Source organism: Gelidimonas denitrificans (assembly GCF_055694065.1).
The window spans coordinates 147399-163992 of the sequence record NZ_CM146350.1; the positions used below are offsets into that span (position 1 = coordinate 147399).

At 51.4% G+C, this 16594-nt stretch carries 12 protein-coding genes and 4 tRNA genes; 15 read left to right on the plus strand and 1 reads right to left on the minus strand.

Annotation, left to right across the window (positions count from 1 at the left end; all coding sequences use genetic code 11):
- The first annotated feature begins 64 nt into the window (after positions 1-64).
- Positions 65-259, plus strand: coding sequence for a DUF2905 domain-containing protein (locus FKCLFG_RS00685; protein WP_472614337.1), 195 nt, complete (start codon positions 65-67; stop codon positions 257-259).
- An 81-nt stretch (positions 260-340) separates the two neighbouring features.
- Positions 341-1747, plus strand: a complete 1407-nt coding sequence (locus tag FKCLFG_RS00690; RefSeq protein ID WP_472614338.1) for a DHA2 family efflux MFS transporter permease subunit — start codon at positions 341-343, stop codon at positions 1745-1747.
- A gap of 5 nt (positions 1748-1752) precedes the next feature.
- Here the strand turns inward: FKCLFG_RS00690 and arsC are convergent, their stop codons facing one another.
- Positions 1753-2112, minus strand: coding sequence for an arsenate reductase (glutaredoxin) (gene arsC, locus FKCLFG_RS00695; protein WP_472614339.1), 360 nt, complete (start codon positions 2110-2112; stop codon positions 1753-1755).
- A gap of 361 nt (positions 2113-2473) precedes the next feature.
- On the opposite strand from arsC, the gene FKCLFG_RS00700 reads away from it, so the two are divergent.
- The 13 genes from FKCLFG_RS00700 to rpoC all read left to right on the plus strand — a co-directional run bounded on the left by FKCLFG_RS00700 (position 2474) and on the right by rpoC (position 16455).
- Positions 2474-2559: transfer RNA gene (locus tag FKCLFG_RS00700), tRNA-Tyr, on the plus strand.
- Between the two features lie 52 nt (positions 2560-2611).
- Positions 2612-2685, plus strand: a tRNA-Gly gene (locus FKCLFG_RS00705).
- A gap of 41 nt (positions 2686-2726) precedes the next feature.
- Positions 2727-2801, plus strand: a tRNA-Thr gene (locus FKCLFG_RS00710).
- 74 nt (positions 2802-2875) lie between these two features.
- Positions 2876-4066, plus strand: coding sequence for an elongation factor Tu (gene tuf / locus FKCLFG_RS00715; RefSeq protein WP_472614340.1), 1191 nt, complete (start codon positions 2876-2878; stop codon positions 4064-4066).
- Between the two features lie 68 nt (positions 4067-4134).
- A tRNA-Trp gene (locus FKCLFG_RS00720) sits at positions 4135-4210 on the plus strand.
- 36 nt (positions 4211-4246) lie between these two features.
- Positions 4247-4630 carry a preprotein translocase subunit SecE gene (secE, locus tag FKCLFG_RS00725; protein WP_472614341.1) on the plus strand — a complete coding sequence of 128 codons (384 nt, stop codon included), beginning with the start codon at positions 4247-4249 and terminating at the stop codon, positions 4628-4630.
- Entirely contained in the window at positions 4630-5220 is a 591-nt protein-coding gene (gene nusG, locus FKCLFG_RS00730; RefSeq protein ID WP_472614342.1) for a transcription termination/antitermination protein NusG, read from the plus strand. The genes secE and nusG overlap by 1 nt, the downstream gene beginning before the upstream one ends.
- A 139-nt stretch (positions 5221-5359) precedes the next feature.
- Complete coding sequence (rplK, locus tag FKCLFG_RS00735; RefSeq protein ID WP_472614343.1) at positions 5360-5791, plus strand: 50S ribosomal protein L11; 432 nt, start codon at positions 5360-5362, stop codon at positions 5789-5791.
- Positions 5791-6486 (plus strand): 50S ribosomal protein L1, encoded by a 696-nt coding sequence (rplA, locus tag FKCLFG_RS00740; RefSeq protein ID WP_472614344.1) that lies wholly within the window; start codon positions 5791-5793, stop codon positions 6484-6486. Before rplK ends, rplA begins: the two co-directional genes overlap by 1 nt.
- A 307-nt stretch (positions 6487-6793) precedes the next feature.
- Positions 6794-7291, plus strand: a complete 498-nt coding sequence (rplJ, locus tag FKCLFG_RS00745) for a 50S ribosomal protein L10 (RefSeq protein ID WP_472614345.1) — start codon at positions 6794-6796, stop codon at positions 7289-7291.
- 89 nt (positions 7292-7380) lie between these two features.
- Positions 7381-7749 (plus strand): 50S ribosomal protein L7/L12, encoded by a 369-nt coding sequence (gene rplL / locus FKCLFG_RS00750; RefSeq protein ID WP_472614346.1) that lies wholly within the window; start codon positions 7381-7383, stop codon positions 7747-7749.
- A gap of 252 nt (positions 7750-8001) precedes the next feature.
- Entirely contained in the window at positions 8002-12108 is a 4107-nt protein-coding gene (rpoB, locus tag FKCLFG_RS00755; RefSeq protein ID WP_472614347.1) for a DNA-directed RNA polymerase subunit beta, read from the plus strand.
- 114 nt (positions 12109-12222) lie between these two features.
- Entirely contained in the window at positions 12223-16455 is a 4233-nt protein-coding gene (gene rpoC / locus FKCLFG_RS00760) for a DNA-directed RNA polymerase subunit beta' (protein ID WP_472614348.1), read from the plus strand.
- The last annotated feature ends 139 nt before the right edge of the window (positions 16456-16594 follow it).

Genomic DNA, 16594 nt, shown 5'->3' on the forward strand with positions numbered 1-16594 from the left:
TAAATTTCCATGTTTTTCAAAAAATGACGGGAGTATCTATGTTGACATATAAGGAGTCGCGTCCATGATCCGCTGGGTAATCGTCATCTTCGTGGCGCTGATCGTATTTTCGACGCTGTTGCCGTGGCTGGAAAAACTGGGCATCGGGCGCTTGCCGGGCGATCTTCGCTTCAGGCTGTTCGGTCGCGATTTTTCCTTGCCGTTCGCCTCCACCATCCTGATTTCGCTGATCGTGCTGTTGATCGGACGCTTTCTATAGGGCCGGCACGATGCGAACCGCACATTTTTCCACCATGGCGCCAGCAGGCGACCATTGCCACCCGGCCCACTGAAGCCACCCATGCAACCGACTCTCGAACAATTGCGCGCCCGTTATGGCGCACGCTACAAGTGGTGGGTTTTGCTGACGGTGATGATCGGCACTATGGCGTCGATCCTGTCATCGACCATCGTCAATGTCGCCATTCCCGACCTGAGCCAGTATTTCCATCTGGGGCAGGAGCGCGCGCAATGGGTCTCGTCCGGTTTCATGCTGGCGATGACGATCTCGATGCTGAGTACGCCCTGGCTGCTGTTGCGCTTCGGCCTGCGCCGCACCTACACCGGCGCCATCCTGCTGCTGCTGGCCGGCGGCGTGATCGGCGGTTTCAGCATCAACGTGCCGATGCTGTTGACGATGCGGGTGGTCGAAGGACTGGCGGCCGGCATTTTGCAGCCGATTCCGGTGATCGTCATCATGCGTGCGTTCGACGCCAAGGAACAGGGGCGGGCGCTCGGCATCTTCGGTTTCGGCGTGGTGCTGGCGCCGGCGCTCGGACCCAGCGTCGGCGGTTTTCTGGTCGAACAGTTCGGCTGGCGCTCGATTTTCTTCGTGGTGGTGCCATTTTGCCTGGTGGTGCTGGCGCTGACCCGGCGCATGCTGGCAGTCAATTCGCCGATGATGGGCGATGCCAGAGAGCTTGACTGGAAAGGCTTGCTGCTGGTCGCCATCAGCACCATCAGCCTGCTGAACGGCCTGGTGCATTTGCGCAGCGACGGCTGGCAGGCGGCCGGTTTTCTGGTGCTGGGGAGCCTTAGCCTGATCGCCTTCATCGCGTATCAGTTGCATGCCGAGCAGCCGCTGATGCACATGAAATTGTTTAGCTTCCGACAGTTTTCGATGGGTGCGCTGGTCGCCTTTATCTACGGCATGGGACTGTTCGGTTCGACCTATCTGCTGCCGGTATATATGCAGATGGCGCTGCACTACACGCCGTCGCAGGCGGGATTGATCCTTCTGCCGGCCGGCATCGTGCTGGCCGTGATCATCCCGCTGGCCGGCGCACTGGCCGATCGCTTCCCGCCGAATATTCTGGTCGCCTGCGGACTCGGTCTGCTGGCGTTATCGCTTGCCCTGATGGCATTCGATAGCAGCGCCGGCAGTTATTTTTTGCTGATGACGTGGGCCATTATCGGCCGCATCGGGCTCGGGTTTGTGTTGCCGGCGCTGAGTTTGGGTTCGTTGCGCGGCCTTACTCCCGAGCTGATTGCACAAGGCTCCAGCGCGATTAATTTTGTCCGTCAGCTGGGTGGCGCGATTGGCATCAGCCTGGTCGGCATCGTGCTGGAATGGCGGCTGGCAGCGCACACGAGCGATGCGGGCGGGCGCATTGAAGCGTTTGACGACACCTTTCTGCTGGTTGCCGGCCTGTGCGCACTGGCGATACTGGCAGCCTGGCGGATGCGGGAAGCGCCGAAGTTAGAATGACTTTCTTATGCGGTGCGCAATAACGCGCGCAATTGCTCTGGCGGCCGCCCTATCACGGCGCGCCCCTGATATATCACGATAGGGCGCTGCAGTAGCTGCGGATGCGATGCCAGCGCGGCGAGCAAGGTTTCGTCGCTGGCATGCGTTAGTTGCAGCGTGTCGAAAATTGCCTCGCCATCGCGCACCATGTCGCGCACCGGAATGCCCAGTTGCTGTTGCAAGGTTTGCAATTCAGCAAGCTTTAAAGGCGAAATCTGATAATCGATTACGGACAACGAAATATCGTTGTCGTCAGCGAATTGCTGCGTCAGTGCCAGCGCGGCGCGGGATTTGGAGCAACGCGGGTTATGTAAGATGGTGATCATATGGTCGGGAGCGTGAATAAAGATGAATTACATTCGGGGAGGCCGAAAGATCGATGCAGTCGGTCTTGCGCACGCGGGTAAGTGTATACGGAAAGGCGACCTTCCATTCTGCCTTGGAAAGGATTCCCACCTTCTTCCAGGATCGCCATGCATGCTCGAGCCTTGTGTGCCTGCCATATGCAAACCACGCGCATTCTCGGGGAATGCGCGCTGCATACGCCCGGCAGCTTGAAACGAACTAAATCCATGCTCTTATCGATAATCGCGCAATAACTGTAAAAAATAATATGCAATTAATCGATTAATGGCTGCAATCGGTTGACAATGCCTGGGGAAGCCCCCATAATCCAGGGCTCATTGCGGAGGGGTGGCCGAGTGGTTAAAGGCGACAGACTGTAAATCTGTTCTCTTACGAGTACGCTGGTTCGAATCCAGCCCCCTCCACCAATATTTAGTAATGTTGCAGTAAATAAAGGTTGCGGCTGAAGTGGTCGCCCTCGCGGGTGTAGCTCAATGGTAGAGCTGAAGCCTTCCAAGCTTATGACGAGGGTTCGATTCCCTTCACCCGCTCCAGAATTAAATAGTATGTGCGGGTTAGCGTGCATACGACAGTAGCCCTTGTAGCTCAGTGGTAGAGCACTCCCTTGGTAAGGGAGAGGCCACGTGTTCGATCCACGTCAAGGGCACCAGGTTTAGTCAAGCGTATCAGCAAGAAGTCGGGCGTGTGCCTGGGCATTCTCATCAAAATCGTTAGGAGTCTATAATGGCAAAAAGCAAATATGAGCGGACCAAGCCGCACGTGAATGTAGGCACGATTGGACACGTTGATCACGGCAAGACCACGCTGACGGCAGCGATTGCGACCGTATTGTCGAAGAAATTTGGTGGCGAAGCCAAGGGTTACGACCAGATTGACAATGCGCCGGAAGAAAAAGCCCGCGGCATCACCATCAACACCTCGCACGTTGAGTACGAAACAGAAGCGCGCCACTACGCCCACGTAGACTGCCCAGGCCACGCCGACTATGTCAAAAACATGATCACCGGCGCAGCACAAATGGACGGAGCAATCCTGGTGTGTTCCGCAGCCGACGGCCCAATGCCGCAAACACGCGAACACATCCTGCTGGCACGTCAAGTTGGCGTACCGTACATCATCGTGTTCCTGAACAAATGCGACATGGTAGATGACGAAGAGCTGCTTGAGCTAGTCGAAATGGAAGTGCGCGAGCTGCTCGTCAAATACGAATTTCCTGGCGACGACCTGCCCATCATCAAAGGCTCCGCCAAGCTGGCACTCGAAGGCGACAAAGGCCCGCTGGGCGAAGAAGCCATCCTCGCCCTGGCCAATGCCCTCGACACCTACATTCCGACTCCGGAACGCGCGATCGACGGTGCCTTCCTGCTGCCAGTAGAAGACGTATTTTCCATCTCTGGACGCGGCACCGTAGTAACCGGACGTATCGAGCGCGGCGTTGTCAAAGTTGGTGAAGAAATTGAAATCATCGGCATCAAAGACACCGTCAAAAGCACCTGCACCGGCGTTGAAATGTTCCACAAGCTGCTTGATCAAGGTCAAGCAGGCGACAACGTAGGCGTACTCTTGCGCGGCACCAAGCGTGAAGACGTAGAGCGTGGCCAAGTACTGGCCAAGCCAGGCTCCATCAAGCCGCACAATCACTTTACGGGTGAAATCTACGTATTGTCCAAAGATGAAGGTGGTCGTCACACGCCGTTCTTCAACAATTACCGTCCGCAGTTCTACTTCCGTACTACCGACGTAACTGGCTCGATCGAATTGCCAAAAGACAAAGAGATGGTCATGCCAGGCGACAACGTCTCCATCACAGTCAAATTGATCAACCCGATTGCGATGGAAGAAGGCTTGCGCTTCGCTATTCGCGAAGGTGGCCGTACTGTAGGCGCTGGCGTCGTTGCAAAAATTCTTGAGTAAGAATGCTTGTTCTACGAGGATGAATTAGTCTTCCTCGCAGTGTCAATACAAGTAAATGTTTTAGATGTAGGGGAGTAGCTCAATTGGCAGAGCGTCGGTCTCCAAAACCGAAGGTTGGGGGTTCGATTCCCTCCTCCCCTGCCATGGATTCAGCCGCAATGGCATCGAAAGTCAAACTGTATGTCAAATCATCCCGTTCAAACCGTCACCACGTCGAGCGATAAACTGAAAATCGCACTATCGGTTGGCGCCGTGATTGTGGGTGTAATCGGTTTTTATTATTTGTCGGATAAATCAACGCTACTGCGCGCCGGTGTGTTGTTTGGAGCGATGCTAATCGCTATCGCCATCGCTTGGACATCAACCTCCGGTCGTGAATTTATCGGCTTCGCCAATGATTCGGTACGTGAAACCAAAAAAGTGGTATGGCCGAAGCGTAAGCAAGCGATGCAAATGACGGCCATTGTCTTTGGATTCGTGCTTGTGATGGCTATTTTCCTATGGGGAACCGACAAGTTACTCGAATTCCTGTTGTATGACATCATTCTTGGCTGGAAAAAATAATGAGCGAAAATATGCAAGACGGCACGCAGGAATCTGCCGCAGTTGCACCGCCGGCCAGCAAGAAGCGTTGGTATGTGGTGCATGTCTATTCCGGAATGGAAAAAAGCGTACAGCGTGCATTGACTGAACGTATTGAGCGAGGTGGGATGCAAGATCAGTTTGGACAAATACTGGTCCCTACAGAAGAAGTGATTGAAGTTAAAAATGGTCAGAAATCGGTTACAGAAAGACGTTTTTTTCCAGGCTATGTGTTGGTAGAAATGGAAATGACCGATGAGACCTGGCATCTAGTCAAAAACACCAATAAAGTTACTGGTTTTATTGGCGGAAAATCCAATAAGCCAACCCCTGTCCCGGCTCGCGAGATCAATAAGATCATGCAGCAAATGCAGGATGGTGTGGAGAAGCCCCGTCCTAAGGTTTTGTATGAAGTGGGTGAGTTGGTGCGCATCAAAGATGGGCCATTCACCGATTTCAATGGCAATGTCGAAGAAGTTTTTTACGAAAAATCACGGGTGCGCGTTACTGTAACCATTTTCGGTCGTGCTACACCTGTAGAGCTCGAGTTCGCTCAAGTGGAAAAAGTCTAAGCGGCTTGTCGTCCAAATATTAATCAAGCGCTTACCTGGAGTGCTGCAAAGTCAAATTTGTAAAATCCAGGGAGGAGCCCTAATAACCTGCCGCCGGCAGGGGAACAGGCGCTAATACTCAATCTGAGCGGGAGCCATCATGGCAAAGAAAATTATAGGTTTTATCAAGCTGCAAGTACCAGCTGGTAAGGCAAATCCATCACCACCAATTGGCCCAGCACTTGGTCAGCGCGGTTTGAACATCATGGAGTTCTGCAAAGCGTTTAACGCGCAGACACAAGGCTTAGAAGCGGGCATGCCGATCCCTGTCGTGATTACTGCTTTTGCTGATAAGTCTTTCACTTTTGTGATGAAGACCCCACCAGCAACTTTTTTGATCAAAAAAGCAGCGGGTATTCAGAAAGGTTCTGCCAAGCCACACACAGATAAAGTCGGCACGTTAACGCGTCAGCAGGCTGAAGAAATTGTAACTTTAAAACGACCGGATCTTACGGCGGCTGACATGGACGCAGCAGTGCGTACCATTGCTGGTTCGGCACGTTCGATGGGCATCACGGTGGAGGGTCTGTAATGGCTAAGTTATCCAAACGCGCAAAAATATTCAAGACAAAGATCGATCGCACCAAGGCTTATTCCTTTGACAGCGCAATGTCGATCGTCAAGGAATGTGCAACTGCCAAATTCAACGAATCGATTGATGTATCCGTCCAGTTAGGCGTTGATCCAAAAAAATCCGATCAAGTTGTTCGCGGCTCAGTAGTGTTGCCAGCCGGTACAGGAAAAACAGTGCGAGTGGCTGTGTTTGCTACCGGTGAAAAAGCCGAACAGGCAAAAGCGGCAGGTGCAGATATTGTTGGCATGGAAGATCTTGCTGAACAAATCAAGGCTGGCAATATGCCATTTGATATCGTTATCGCTTCGCCAGATACTATGCGTATTGTTGGTACGCTGGGCCAGATTCTCGGCCCACGCGGCATGATGCCTAACCCTAAGGTTGGCACTGTCACGCCCGATGTTGCGACTGCAGTCAAGAATGCAAAAGCTGGTCAGGTGCAATATCGTACTGACAAGGGCGGCATTATTCACGCAACTATCGGACGCAAGTCGTTCAGTGATGAAGCGCTGAAATCAAACTTGCTGGCACTGATGGACGCGTTGAGCAAGGCTAAGCCAGTGTCCAGTAAAGGCGTTTATCTGCGCAAGGTTTCCTTATCGTCCACAATGGGCGTTGGTGTGCGCGTAGATCAGGGTACTTTGGTCGCCTAATTAGTAGAATCAAGTCCTCCTGCCGGTATGGCAAGAGGCAGATCTTTGGGGTGGAGTTATACCGGCGTCATTGGAATAGCTCCATAAGTCAAAGACCGTTGGGCGGCACGGCTAGTTTTGTGTGACGTTAAACCGCTTATGCGTAATCGTAGGCACCCAACGCAGATGGTGCACCCGATCAAGTTTTGTAGTCTCTATGCTGGTTTGTCAGCTCTGAACTCCTAACTTCGGACGCCGTGTTCGAGTCGATGCAAGATGGCTGTTCGCTTATGAGCAGTATGTTGCGCATCATTAATGGAGGTTGACCGTGAGTCTCAATCTGAATGACAAAAAGGCTGTTGTCGCTGAAATCTCTGCAAAAGTAATATCTGCACAGACGATCGTCGTAGCTGAATATCGTGGCATCCAGGTCAGTCATTTGACACAATTGCGTGCCAAAGCGCGTGCCCAGGGTGTGTACTTGCGAGTGTTGAAAAATACATTGGCACGTCGCGCAGTTGAGGGCACAGTATTTGCAAGCCTCGCCTCCGAGATGACCGGCCCGTTGATCTATTCGATCTCCGAGGACGCCGTTGCTGCTGCTAAAGTTATTTATGACTTTGCTAAGGGCAATGACAAACTGGTTGTTAAGGCAGGTAACTACGCAGGAAAGTCGCTCGATAAAGCGGGTGTTGCTGCGTTGGCAAGCATTCCTAGCCGCGAAGTTCTGCTGGCCCAGATCGTGGGTATGATGCAGGCGCCGGTTGCAGGTTTCGCACGTGGTTTGGCTGCTTTAGCAGCGAAGAAAGAAGCAGAGACAGCATAATTTTGCTATGTATTTAGCATTGTTTTCTCAGCATTATCTTTTGTCAAAATCGATTAGATGTAATTACAGAATCAATTTAGGAGTTTCAAATGGCAATTAGCAAAGACGATATCCTTGAAGCCGTAGGCGCAATGTCCGTAATGGACTTGAATGACTTGGTTAAAGCGTTTGAAGAGAAGTTTGGCGTTTCCGCAGCAGCGATGTCTGTTGCGGGTCCTGCAGCTGGTGCTGCTGTTGCTGAAGAGCAAACAGAGTTCACCGTTATTCTGACTGAATTTGGTGCAAACAAAGTCAGCGTTATTAAGGCTGTTCGTGAACTCACTGGTCTGGGCTTGAAAGAAGCAAAAGACTTGGTTGATGGCGCACCTAAGCCAGTTAAAGAAGCTGTATCGAAAGCAGATGCAGAAGCAGCAAAGAAGAAATTGGAAGAAGCTGGCGCAAAAGCCGAAATCAAGTAATTCCAGTTTGTTAGCGCATATTGCTGCGCCGGAGTCAAAATGCAGAATTCTCTCTGAAAAGAGCGGGTTCTGCTTTGGCTTCTTTGTCGTTTCGGTTATTTGTATGGTTGTACGCAATATTCAAAGTGTTGTTTCCGCAAAGCCAAGCTGATCTTGAAGGGTCGAGACTTGAGGTTTCGTAGATTTATAGGCATTGTTTTTCGATGCACGAATCCTGAATTCTCAATCCTTTCTGTCACTCACGGAGTGTCCATGCATTACTCATTTACTGAGAAGAAGCGCATTCGTAAATCATTCGCGAAGCGTGCTAACGTTTATCCAGTCCCGTATTTATTGGCGACCCAACTCGAGTCATACATAGGCTTCTTGCAAACGGAAAAAACACCTTCCCAGCGCAAAAATGAGGGCTTGCAGTCTGCTTTCACGTCGATTTTCCCGATTGTGTCGCATAATGGCTTCGCTCGCCTTGAGTTCTTATCTTACGTTCTGGGGGACCCACCGTTTGATGTAAAAGAATGTCAGCAGCGCGGCTTAACCTATGCCTCGCCCTTGCGTGCCAAGGTAAGACTGGTGATTCTCGACAAGGAATCGCCTACCAAGCCGGTAGTCAAAGAAATGAAAGAGCAGGAAGTGTATATGGGCGAGTTACCGCTCATGACAATAACCGGTTCTTTTGTCATCAATGGCACAGAGCGCGTCATTGTTTCTCAGTTGCACCGTTCTCCTGGCGTGTTTTTTGAGCACGATAGAGGCAAGACGCACTCATCCGGCAAGTTGTTATTCTCCGCACGCATCATCCCTTACCGCGGTTCGTGGCTCGATTATGAATTCGACCCGAAAGATATTCTGTTTTTCCGTGTCGACCGTCGTCGCAAGATGCCGGTAACGATATTGCTCAAGGCTATCGGGATGAGTCCTGAGCAAATTCTCGCCAATTTCTTCGTCTTTGATAATTTCATGCTGCGTTCTGATGGCGCAGAGATGGAATTTGTAGCGGAGCGTCTGCGCGGTGAAGTCGCGCGCTTTGACGTCGTTGACAAGGCTGGCAAATCTCTGGTGACGAAAGACAAGCGGATCAATGCTAAGCAGGTGCGCGAAATCGAAGCCGCAGGCATCAAGCACCTGTCGGTTCCAGAGGATTATCTGCTCGGACGCGTGCTGGCCAAGAATATAGTTAACGCGGATACTGGTGAAGTCGTAGCTAGCGCCAACGATGAACTGACTGAAGAGTCGCTGGCACGTTTGCGCGAAGCTAATATTTCCGATATACAAACTCTGTATACCAACGATCTAGATCAGGGTGCATATATATCGCAAACTCTGCGCGTGGATGATACAACCGATCAGATGGCGGCAAAGGTTGCGATATATCGCATGATGCGCCCTGGTGAGCCACCTACCGAAGATTCAGTCGAGGCTTTGTTCAACGGCTTGTTCTATAACGCAGATCGTTATGACCTATCAGCAGTAGGCCGCATGAAGTTTAATCGTCGCATCGGACGCGATGAGCTGACAGGTTCGATGACTTTGTCGGATGAAGATGTACTTGCGGTCATTAAAATTCTGGTTGAATTGCGTAATGGGCGTGGCGAAGTTGATGATATCGACCATCTTGGTAATCGACGTGTTCGTTGTGTCGGTGAATTGGCTGAAAATCAGTTCCGCGCCGGTTTGGTGCGTGTCGAACGCGCGGTCAAGGAGCGTCTTGGTCAAGCAGAGGCCGATAATTTGATGCCACACGATCTGATTAACTCGAAACCGATTTCCGCTGCTATTCGTGAATTCTTCGGGTCGTCGCAATTGTCGCAGTTTATGGATCAGACCAACCCGTTGTCCGAAATTACTCACAAGCGCCGCATTTCAGCTCTTGGTCCTGGTGGTTTGACACGAGAACGGGCAGGTTTTGAGGTGCGTGACGTGCATCCTACCCATTACGGCCGAGTCTGCCCGATTGAAACGCCGGAGGGTCCGAACATTGGTTTGATTAACTCGCTGGCATTGTATGCGCGCCTGAACGAATATGGATTTTTGGAAACGCCATATCGTAAGGTGGAAGGCAGCAAGATAACCAGCCAGATTGATTATTTGTCCGCAATCGAAGAAGGCCGCTACATTATCGCGCAGGCGAATGCGTTTATCGATAGCACAGGCAAACTGTCAGATGAGTTGGTTTCCGCTCGTGAAGCTGGAGAAACTCTGCTGGTATCCCCTGAACGGATTCAATACATGGACGTGGCCCCTGGCCAAGTGGTGTCGGTGGCAGCCTCACTCATTCCATTTTTGGAACACGATGATGCGAACCGCGCATTGATGGGTGCCAATATGCAGCGTCAGGCGGTGCCTTGCCTGCGCCCAGAGAAAGCGTTTGTCGGAACAGGAATTGAACGTACCGTTGCGATCGACTCTGGAACTACGGTACAGGCTTTGCGCGGCGGTCTAGTGGATTATATCGATGCGGGTCGTGTAGTGATCCGCGTTAATGATGCTGAAGCGACAGCTGGCGAAGTTGGTGTGGATATCTATAACCTCATCAAATATACGCGCTCGAACCAGAATACCAATATCAACCAGCGTCCGATCGTTAAAGTCGGTGACCGTGTTGCCAAGAATGATGTCATTGCAGACGGTGCTTCAACTGATCTTGGCGAATTGGCACTCGGGCAAAATATGCTGGTCGCATTTATGCCTTGGAATGGTTTGAACTTCGAAGATTCGATTCTGATTTCCGAGAATGTTGTGAAAGATGATCGATATACCTCGATTCATATCGAAGAACTGTCGGTCGTTGCACGTGACACCAAACTCGGTGCAGAAGAGATTACGCGCGATATTTCTAATCTGGCCGAGAACCAGTTAGCCCGTCTGGATGAAGCCGGTATCGTTTATATCGGTGCGGAAGTTACTGCCGGCGATACGCTGGTAGGTAAGGTAACGCCTAAAGGCGAGACGCAATTGACACCTGAAGAAAAATTGCTGCGTGCGATTTTCGGTGAAAAAGCATCCGATGTGAAAGACACTTCGTTGCGCGTGCCTTCCGGCATGATCGGCACCGTCATTGATGTGCAGGTGTTTACGCGTGAAGGTATACAGCGCGATAAACGAGCACAGCAAATTATTGACGATGAATTAAAGCGTTACCGTCTCGATTTGAATGATCAGATGCGTATCGTTGAAGGTGATGCATTCCAGCGCCTGGAGAAAATTCTGGTCGGCAAAACGGTCAACGGCGGCCCGAAAAAATTGGCCAAGGGTGCAAAAGTCACCAGCGAGTACTTGGCTGATCTCGACAAATATCATTGGTTTGATATCCGTCCGTCCGATGATGATAGTGCGACAGCACTGGAAGCCATCAAGGAATCTATTGCCGAGAAACGACATCAGTTTGATCTGGATTTTGAAGAAAAACGCACCAAACTGACGCAGGGCGATGATTTGCCGCCTGGCGTGCAAAAGATGGTCAAAGTGTATCTGGCCGTCAAACGCCGCCTGCAGTCTGGCGACAAGATGGCGGGGCGCCACGGCAATAAAGGTGTGGTATCTCGGATCATTCCGGTAGAAGACATGCCTTATATGGCTGACGGTACGCCAGCGGATGTTGTGTTGAATCCACTGGGTGTGCCATCGCGCATGAACGTAGGGCAGGTGCTGGAAGTTCACTTGGGTTGGGCGGCTAAAGGTTTGGGCCTGCGTATTGGTGAAATGCTGAAGTTGCAGGCAAAAGCAGCTGAATTACGCAAATTCCTGACGACGATTTACAATGAGACAGGTAAGAGCGAAGATCTCGATAGCTTCTCGGATCAGGAAATTCTCGATCTCGCCAATAATCTCAAAAATGGCGTGCCGTTTGCTACGCCGGTATTTGATGGCGCCAACGAAGAAGAGATTAGTCGCATGCTTGATTTGGCTTATCCGGACCCGGTTGCAAAGCAACTTGGCATGACGCCATCCAAAAATCAGGTAACAATGTACGATGGCCGCACCGGCGAAGCGTTCGAGCGTTCGGTCACCGTGGGTTATATGCACATGCTAAAACTACATCATTTGGTTGATGACAAAATGCATGCACGTTCCACTGGTCCGTATTCGCTGGTTACTCAGCAACCTTTGGGCGGTAAAGCGCAATTCGGTGGCCAGCGTTTCGGCGAGATGGAAGTTTGGGCCCTGGAAGCGTATGGCGCCTCGTATGTATTGCAAGAGATGTTGACAGTCAAGTCCGATGACGTGAATGGCCGTACCAAAGTGTACGAAAACCTCGTCAAGGGTGATCACGTCATTGATGCCGGCATGCCGGAATCCTTCAATGTGTTGGTGAAGGAAATTCGTTCGCTGGGCATCGACATTGATTTAGAGCGTAACTAGTCGGATTGCAGGGGCACGATGGCCTTCAATCGGCTGTCGTGGTCCCAGCACGATTTCGAGTCTTAGAGACTCAGTTTCCATAATGAATTTTTTCACGCCAACCTGGAGTGATACATGAAAGCACTGCTCGATTTATTCAAGCAAGTTCAGCAAAATGAACAATTCGACGCGATTAAAATCGGCCTCGCGTCGCCTGATAAAATCCGCTCTTGGTCATACGGGGAAGTTAAAAAACCCGAAACCATCAACTACCGAACTTTTAAGCCTGAACGCGATGGTCTGTTCTGCGCCAAGATTTTTGGCCCGATCAAGGATTATGAATGTTTGTGCGGCAAGTACAAGCGCCTGAAACATCGCGGTGTCATCTGTGAAAAATGCGGAGTTGAAGTCACGCTTGCCAAGGTGCGCCGTGAACGCATGGGCCACATTGAACTGGCCTCGCCGACTGCACATATCTGGTTCCTGAAATCGCTGCCATCGCGCTTGGGAATGGTGCTCGATATGACATTGCGTGATATTGAACGCGTATTGTATTTTGAAGCCTATGTCGTGACCGATCCTGGCATGACGCCGCTGAAAAAGTGTCAGATCATGTCGGAAGACGATTACGCCGCCAAATACGACGAGTATGGTGACGACTTTACTGCTTACATGGGAGCAGAAGGTATTCGCGAGTTGCTGCGCTCGATCGACATTCACCGCGACGCAGAAACGTTGCGCGTAGAACTGAAAGAATCGAAGTCCGAAGCCAAGATCAAGAAATACGCAAAGCGCCTGAAAGTGCTTGAGGCGTTCCAGCGTTCCGGCATCAAGCCGGACTGGATGATCATGGAAGTACTGCCAGTCTTGCCACCCGAACTGCGCCCATTGGTGCCACTCGATGGCGGCCGTTTTGCCACTTCCGACCTGAACGACCTGTATCGCCGCGTCATCAACCGCAACAATCGTTTGAAGCGTTTGATGGAGTTGCGCGCACCGGAAATTATTACCCGCAATGAAAAGCGGATGTTACAGGAAGCAGTCGATTCCTTGCTGGATAACGGCCGTCGCGGCAAAGCGATGACTGGCGCCAACAAGCGACCGCTGAAATCGCTGGCTGAAATGATCAAGGGCAAGGGCGGTCGCTTCCGTCAGAACTTGCTGGGCAAACGCGTCGATTACTCCGGTCGTTCCGTTATCGTGGTAGGGCCGCAGTTGAAATTGCACCAGTGCGGCTTGCCGAAACTGATGGCACTGGAACTGTTCAAACCGTTCATTTTCAACAAGCTTGAACTCATGGGCTTGGCGACCACGATCAAAGCGGCCAAAAAACTGGTTGAAATTCAAGAGCCGGTGGTGTGGGACATCCTGGAAGATGTAATTCGTGAACATCCGGTGATGCTGAACCGCGCGCCGACACTACATCGTCTGGGAATCCAGGCGTTCGAGCCGGTGTTGATCGAAGGCAAGGCGATTCAATTGCATCCGTTGGTGTGTGCGGCGTTTAACGCTGACTTCGACGGCGATCAGATGGCGGTCCACGTGCCATTGTCGATCGAAGCGCAGATGGAGGCGCGCACATTGATGCTGGCTTCCAACAACATCCTGTTCCCATCGAATGGCGAGCCGTCGATTGTGCCTTCGCAGGATATCGTGTTGGGCTTGTATTATGCGACTCGTGAACAGATCAACGGCAAGAATGAAGGCATGATGTTCCCGGACGTGTCTGAAGTGATTCGTGCCTACGATAACAAGGAAGTCGAACTGACATCTCGCGTTACCGTACGCATTACCGAATATCCGAAAGATGCGATTACCGGCGAATTTGTCAAAACGGTAACACGTTATGAAACCACGATTGGTCGTGCGATCCTGTCGGAAATTTTACCGAAGGGCTTGCCGTTCTCAGTGCTGAATCGTGCGCTGAAGAAGAAAGAAATTTCGAAACTGATCAACACTTCATTCCGCAAGTGCGGGTTGCGCGCTACCGTTGTGTTTGCTGACCAGTTGATGCAGTCAGGTTTCCGTTTGGCAACGCGCGCCGGTATTTCGATTTGTATCGATGACATGTTGGTGCCACCACAAAAAGCAACCTTGATTGCCGCTGCAGAACACGAGGTCAAGCAGATCGAACAACAGTATTCGTCTGGCTTGGTGACGTCCGGCGAGCGCTACAACAAAGTCGTGGATATTTGGGGCAAGACCGGTGACGAAGTTGGTAAGGCCATGATGGACCAACTCAAAGTTGAGGATGTCATCAGGCGCGATGGCACCAAGTCGACTCAGGAATCCTTCAATGCGATTTACATGATGGCCGACTCGGGTGCGCGTGGCTCAGCAGCACAGATTCGCCAGTTGGCGGGCATGCGTGGCCTGATGGCCAAACCGGATGGCTCGATTATCGAGACGCCGATTACCGCCAACTTCCGCGAAGGTTTGAATGTTCTTCAATATTTCATCTCCACGCATGGTGCGCGTAAAGGCCTGGCGGATACTGCTCTGAAGACTGCGAACTCCGGTTATTTGACACGCCGCTTAGTTGATGTGACACAGGATTTGGTTGTGATTGAAGATGACTGCGGCACTTCGAATGGCGCAGTCATAAAGGCACTCGTAGAAGGCGGCGAAGTCATTGAAGCATTGCGCGATCGCATTTTGGGTCGGGTTGCGGTAATTGACATTATCAATCCGGAAACACAGGCTACTTTGTATGAATCAGGCACTTTGCTTGACGAAGACATGGTTGAAGAGATTGAGCGCCTGGGTATTGATGAAGTCAAGGTTCGTACGCCATTGACGTGCGATACCCGTTTCGGCTTGTGCGGAAAGTGTTATGGCCGTGACCTAGGGCGTGGTGTGCTGGTCAACGCAGGCGAAGCGGTCGGCGTGATTGCTGCACAATCGATCGGTGAACCAGGCACTCAGTTGACGATGCGTACGTTCCATATCGGTGGTGCGGCATCCCGTGCTGCTGTTGCATCCGGTGTCGAGGCCAAATCCAGTGGCACCATCCGTTTCACTGCAACAATGCGTTATGTCACTAATGGTAAGGGCGACCAGATCGTCATTTCCCGTTCCGGTGAGGTTTTGATTACCGACGATCATGGCCGCGAACGTGAGCGCCATAAGGTTCCGTATGGCGCCACGCTTGCAGTCAAGGATGGCATGGATATCAAGGCCGGTGTTTTGTTGGCGACTTGGGATCCACTGACGCGTCCTATCATCACCGAATATGCCGGTACTGTGCGTTTCGAGAATGTTGAAGAAGGCGTGACGGTAGCCAAGCAAGTCGATGAAGTGACAGGTCTTTCCACCTTGGTTGCCATTGACGGGAAGCGACGCTCGGTCATGAAGACGCTACGTCCGCAAGTCAAGCTGTTGAATGAGCAGGGCGAAGAAGTGAAGATCGCTGGTACCGAACATGCGGTGACGATTGGCTTCCCTAATGGCGCGCTGATCATGGTAAAAGATGGTCAGCAAGCGACAGTGGGTGAAGTACTCGCACGTATTCCGACCGAATCGCAGAAAACGCGCGATATCACCGGTGGTTTGCCACGCGTAGCGGAATTGTTTGAAGCCCGTTCGCCGAAAGATGCCGGTATGTTGGCGGAAGTCACAGGTACCGTTGCATTTGGTAAAGAAACCAAGGGCAAGCAGCGTCTTGAAATTACCGATATGGATGGTAATAAGCACGAGTTCCTGATTGTCAAGGAAAAGCAAGTACTGGTGCATGATGGTCAAGTCGTGAACAAGGGTGAGATGATTGTCGACGGCCCACGCGACCCGCAAGACATTTTGCGCCTGCTGGGAATTGAAGAGTTGGCGCGTTATATCGTCGACGAAGTGCAGGACGTATACCGTCTGCAAGGTGTGAAGATCAACGACAAGCACATTGAAGTGATCGTCCGTCAGATGCTGCGACGGGTGCAAATAGTCGATCCAGGCGATGCCAACTACATCGTGGGTGAGCAGGTTGAACGATCCGAATTGCTGGATGAAAATGATCGTGTAGTGGCAGCAGGCAAGATCCCGGCGACTTATGAAAATATTCTGCTCGGTATTACCAAAGCATCGCTCTCGACTGATTCCTTTATTTCGGCAGCTTCCTTCCAGGAAACTACACGTGTGCTTACTGAAGCTGCGATCATGGGCAAGCGTGACGGCCTGCGCGGGTTGAAAGAAAACGTCATTGTTGGTCGTTTGATTCCGGCAGGTACAGGTTTAGCGTTTCACCGCGCACGCAAACTGAAAGAAACTTGGGAAGCTGAAGAGCGTACTGCACTTTTGCAATCTGAAAAGGCCGCGCGTATCAGCGAGGCTGAAAATGATATTACAGAGGTGAGCGACAGCACGGACGGCGAAGCATAGTCCTGTGCATGCGTAATTAGGAGACGGCACTTGAGTTAGGCTCCGGTGCCGTTTTTATCATTAGGCCAAATTCGATTTACTTTTAAATTAACCGATCGAAGCTGGATTGTATTTAACGGTATTTTGGCTTTGGAGGGTA